This window comes from Halolactibacillus halophilus (genome assembly GCF_900115605.1).
GTDB classification, from domain to species: domain Bacteria; phylum Bacillota; class Bacilli; order Bacillales; family Amphibacillaceae; genus Halolactibacillus; species Halolactibacillus halophilus.
On record NZ_FOXC01000068.1, the window covers coordinates 1 to 5,047 of the forward strand.

General features: G+C 38.8%; 6 protein-coding genes and 1 pseudogene. 1 reads left to right on the forward strand and 6 read right to left on the reverse strand.

The features are described from left to right. Positions 1–733: 733 nt before the first annotated feature. A complete protein-coding gene (locus BM098_RS12910) occupies positions 734–994 on the forward strand; it encodes a transposase (RefSeq protein ID WP_143423423.1) in 261 nt (86 codons plus the stop codon). Positions 995–1,318: 324 nt separating this feature from the next. On the opposite strand, the pseudogene BM098_RS12915 reads toward BM098_RS12910, so the two are convergent. From BM098_RS12915 to BM098_RS12935, 6 genes and pseudogenes are all read right to left on the reverse strand, one after another. Next, positions 1,319–2,115: pseudogene (locus tag BM098_RS12915) on the reverse strand (aminoglycoside 6-adenylyltransferase). A 32-nt stretch (positions 2,116–2,147) separates the two neighbouring features. Further along, on the reverse strand, positions 2,148–2,771 hold the full coding sequence (locus BM098_RS12925) for an endonuclease III domain-containing protein (protein WP_089834026.1): 624 nt from the start codon (positions 2,769–2,771) through the stop codon (positions 2,148–2,150). Between the two features lie 195 nt (positions 2,772–2,966). Then, the gene (locus BM098_RS12930; RefSeq protein ID WP_089834028.1) at positions 2,967–3,656 is read right to left on the reverse strand and encodes a phosphoribosylaminoimidazolesuccinocarboxamide synthase; all 690 of its coding nucleotides are present in this window, start codon (positions 3,654–3,656) and stop codon (positions 2,967–2,969) included. Positions 3,657–3,890: 234 nt separating this feature from the next. Continuing rightward, positions 3,891–4,046, reverse strand: coding sequence for a hypothetical protein (locus BM098_RS13525; RefSeq protein WP_159430201.1), 156 nt, complete (start codon positions 4,044–4,046; stop codon positions 3,891–3,893). A 50-nt stretch (positions 4,047–4,096) separates the two neighbouring features. Then, on the reverse strand, positions 4,097–4,225 hold the full coding sequence (locus tag BM098_RS13905) for a hypothetical protein (RefSeq protein WP_268762412.1): 129 nt from the start codon (positions 4,223–4,225) through the stop codon (positions 4,097–4,099). Between the two features lie 111 nt (positions 4,226–4,336). Next, positions 4,337–5,047 (reverse strand): IS200/IS605 family accessory protein TnpB-related protein (locus BM098_RS12935; RefSeq protein WP_200795854.1); only part of this gene is annotated, 711 nt, incomplete at its 5' end.

Here is a 5,047-nt window from a genome sequence, read left to right on the forward strand (position 1 = left end):
TTAGATTATAATCAAAAATTTGCGATGCGTTGCCATCGCGGCTTTAAAAAAGCTAAACCAGAAATTATAGAGATGTTCGAAGAACAGCTAGCGAAGCAACAAAGTACGCCATCCTTGACTGTGTGACGTGTGTCGTTATGAAGAACAATAGGCGGATCGGCGAAATAATGCTTTATCTAGCACCATCCGCTTACGGGATGGTATAACGACACAAGTGTTTCTAAGTTCTCATGGGGGCGGGACCCCGAACCCACCCCATGAATCACTAAGAAACAGCCCCACAATCAAGGACAAGCAGCTGCGCTGTGGCTGAGCGTTTAAATATATTTCTAATTTTATACAGTAACTCTGGAACTACAATGGAGAGGTTTACACAAAATTCTTGACACTACCGGGCCAGTTATAATAAAATTTAATGTGTTTAGTCTAACTCCAGAAGTCCGTAAACAGTGACGGGGGTCTAACTAAAAAAATGAGTATGTCAAAAAGATTTTTAACTGGCTTAAAAATATACGTCCCTTTACTAATTATTACTCTTATAATTGCTAAGGGCAATACAACATTATTTCAAATATTAAATTTCTTTAGTCTTCTTATATCCATATTAGGACAAAGACACTTAGAAAAGAGAATAAATATAAAGAAAAAGGAGCATTCCTGTAAGGAACTTAATACGAGGGAAAATCAATGATTTTGAAGAATGCAAAAAAGAAGCCTTTTTGGTACGATTTAAATGGGCCCTAAGGATAATATTCAAATGAACCGGAAGAAATCTTTACAAGGAAGGCGGACCGAAGGGGCCAGCGTGATCGCTGATTTTACTTGTAGACTCAAAACACCGCAGAAACAAACCAAACAACGTCATCGCGTTGTACAGTTTCTGGATTACGAAAGCCAAGTACTCAGCTTCATTACGAGTTTGATGAATGTGACAGCTGAAGAAATGGCCGACATGTATAAATCTCGATGGGCAATCGAATCTTTCTTTCGGTGAGTAAAACAGAACTTAAATGTACCGGTTCTATTTGGTACGACTGAAAACGCTGTATTCAATCAACTATTTGCTGCATTGATTGCGTATGTTCTACTGAAATTCCCACATACATACGTAAGCAAAGGAGCCTACTGTGAGCCCTTGTCCTTGTAGGCTTTTGCTCCTGTTTCTTTGTGATACCTTGCTGATAGAATGGCGCTTAGAAATCAGGGAATTAGCGAAATGGTAGGAAGTATTGGTTAATCCTTTTAACGATAGTCAAAACCCTCTTACTGATTGATACACGATCAGTAAGAGGGTTTTTATGTGAACATTGGGTGGTATTTATGTTAAAAAATGCTGATAGTAAGTCAATGCTCCTTGATATTCCATGTGGTCTACTGGTTGATTATTTGCCCTACTTAACGTCAACTGGAAGTGATGAACGTCATCAATCATTGAAGTTAAGGACTGCTTCATATGAGCCAAAGTTGACATGTTAAAATAAGCCTGTAGTCTTTCAGGGTGGGCTAAATAATCGCTTAAGAACTGATTCGCTTTTCCAAAAGCCAGTGCGTCCTTATCTTCACGTACTAACACAACTTGTTTTAACAGTGTTATATAGCTCTCAAGAAGAGGCTGCGCATACATTGCCTGAGTATAAAAGAAATCCTCTCGTACAATCCCTTTTACAACATAGGTACTGACCCAGTAAAATTCATTAAAGTAATGATTAAGTGCTGTTTTTGATAATCGCTTCGTTAAGTAACGTTTATCATGATGAAAATGTAAGTGATCAAATTGCTCGTCTTTATCTAACAAAACAATCGAATGCGCATCATCAATCGCATCTGTGAGTATATCAGGATGGATTAATCGTAAATCTATCCGTGTGAAATCTTTAAAATGCATTAAAAAAAGAGCTAGATGATTAGGGTCGTTTGTACTAGGTCTTTGCATGATTAGCCGCTCACCGAAGGAATCTAACCAGTCTATGCTGTTGTTGAAGTCAGTGATGTGTTTAGTGATATAAATAATATCATAGTCCTGTAGCTCATCTTTTTTTTAGCCCGTGACCCGTTTAATAATACACTGCGAATCCGTGTATCTTCTTTTGCGACAGAGAGAATTAAATCATACATCGCTTGTTCACTCTGCAATTCTCTCACTCCTTTTAATCAAGTAACCACGATTCATCCATGGTTGGGTTTTGTCTAAAGGCTTTCCCATGTACATCAATGGACGCATGCCACTCCTTACACTGTTTTAAGTTAATATTCTCGACTAATGGTTGGTAGTGTTGTCGCATATCTTGATAAGATTTAAAATCACCAAAGCCGAGCCGTAAAAATAATCGTCTTGCATACTGATCACTCACAAATACCCGGCGCTTAAAAATATACAAAAGCAATACGTCGGCCGTTTCTTCGCCGACGCCTTGGATTGTTAAAAGTTCTTGTCTTAACGTATTCGTAGGGTACTGTTCGAATCTATCTAGTGTGGTGTGATGTTGGTGAAACCAGTGAGTTATAGCCTTAATGTATTTGCTTTTTTGTTTGTAGAAACCTGCAGGGCGAATGAGTTTTTCTAATTTGCTTTGTTCCATCGCTAATAATGTCTTGATTGAAAGGTGTGGCTTTAAGTTTTCTAAAGCTTTTTCCATGTTTAGTTGGGTTGTTTGTTGGATGAGAATCATACTAACCACATCCGCTAGGTAATGGTCATTTTCCCACCAGTCTTGGTGCCCGTAATGATCGACTAAACGATCAAGAGCGGTTTTTATTTTTTCTTGTGTCATATAAACGTATACCTACTCCTTAATTTAACTAGTTGGTTAGCTTAAGTATAGTATTCATGCGCTTATGCGTCAGTTGATACGTTTTTATCAAGCTGAATAGAAAGTGGGCAATAGTAAAGGCTAGTACAAACGATACATGTGATCGTTTGTACTAGCCTTAATGTTATTCTGACGCTTTAACGCCGTTTGAAAAAGTTATTTTAATTGAAAGAAGAGTTTTTCTAATGTGAGTGGCTCAATATATTCGCCGTCTTTATAGGCACGCATATTACCGCCTGAAATTTCATCAATTAAGAGAATGTCTCCCGTTTCTTGATTGCGACCGAATTCAAATTTAATGTCATATAGTTCAATAGCTTTTTTCGCCAGCTCATCTTTTATGACACCGGCAATTTGTTGCGTCAACGTTTTTAACGTCTCATATTCTTCTTTTGTCAGGATATCAAGCATGGCTAAAGCATCTTTTGTGATAGGAGGATCTTCACGTCCATCATCTTTTAAGGTTACTTCAACAAACGCATCAAGCGGTTGATTTTCTTCTGCATATAACCCGTAACGACGTAAGAAGCTACCGACTGCACGGTATCGGCAAATGACTTCTAAACCTTTACCAAAAACAGATGCAGGTTTAACGGTCATCGTTTGTTCTTCGATATGACTATCGATAAAGTGTGTTGGAATACCTTGCTTATTTAATTGTTCGAAAAAGTAGGTCGTTAATTTTAATCCGGCTTTACCAGCGCCTTCAATTGAAAGACCAACCGTATTGGCACCGGGATCGAAAACGCCGTCCACACCTGTGACATCGTCTTTAAACTTTAATACGTAATTTCCATCTTCACGTTGATACACGTCCTTTGTTTTTCCTTGATACGTTAATTTCATGCATTCTGCTCCTTTGTATAGATAATAGTGATGAATATAATGCTTATTCTATATCAATGACGAATAATTAACAATACATATATTTTAATGTTCGTGTTTAGCATGAAAATTTCAGTTCGGAAATGATGGTATCTATTTCTGACTCAGTCGTATAGAGCGGTACTAAGAATCGGATCGTGCCTATTGTATTTGAATGATAGACACTTCTTGTTGAGACATAAATTTGTTTGCGATTTAAAGCCTGCTGCAAGTAGTCGCCATTGCTTGATTTTGACAAGCACCCATGATAGGAGAAGTGACATACTCTTCTCCAATAATGCTGATGGATAATTGTTCGTGTTTTACTTGGTTAATTAAATGTTGTCTGACTTCTGACAAAATGTTCAACATTTTATTTTCGTTCATAATATAGTCATTTACACAAGTAGCAAAGCTCGTAATTAATCCAGCATCAATCGTTCCATGTCTAAATCCAGCTTGTGTGGTTGATTGAAAAGGTGCGCACCACTTTTTAGACTATTTGAGTAGTAAAGCGTGATGCCTCTTAGACCTTGAATTTTATGAGTCAAAATCCTAAACAGCATCTGTGTAAATTGAACTACCCCCACCTAACATTCTCACGAATGTTTGAGGAAGGGGATTCCGTAAGGACACCCTAAAGGCGACTCATGCTCGTTCAACTAAGCATAGGTTTTTCTACTTTCCAACCGCCGCAAACCTATTTTCTCAACATCTATTAAAGCGTGTTGGGGAAATAGTGCGCACCAGGAGCACAACTTACTTGGGTCGAATCGTTCTGTCTGATAGAACGTATAGGTTCTGACAAAAGACAGGGTACGCGTCAAATACGCCCAGTGCGCCCAATGATGTAGACCTTGTTTCTGCTCTGGAACAAGTGAATACAATATCGGTGGGAGTTTTTCTTTAAAGCCCATTGCCCGACGGGCAATGACATAAGCGGCTGCCATGTGAATGGACACACCGAGTCGCTTCATATATTTCATCTTGCCAATTTGACTGGTATAAGCAGGGTTAACAACGTAGACAGCCACCCCCGTTTTTTCGGTTCTTGACTTGATCGCTAGGATCATTTTTTGATAAGCAAACTGACTCATTTGGCGATTGGCTTTCCTATTCCCATAAGGACGCGACACTTTGGACCGCGTCGTATCCAAGTTTTCAATCGCGAGTGGCTTATGATGTTTAACAGCATAGTCAACGAGGGCAATAACCTCTGCTTCGATGATTTTCGCCCTCTGTCCACTGGTTTTACCCTCTAAGTTAAACGGAAGGATAAAGGCATCCACACATTGACCTATGGCGTTGATATTGGCGACGGCGATATGATTCACATTCAAATCAACACCAACCATACCCTTTGATGTTGAGGT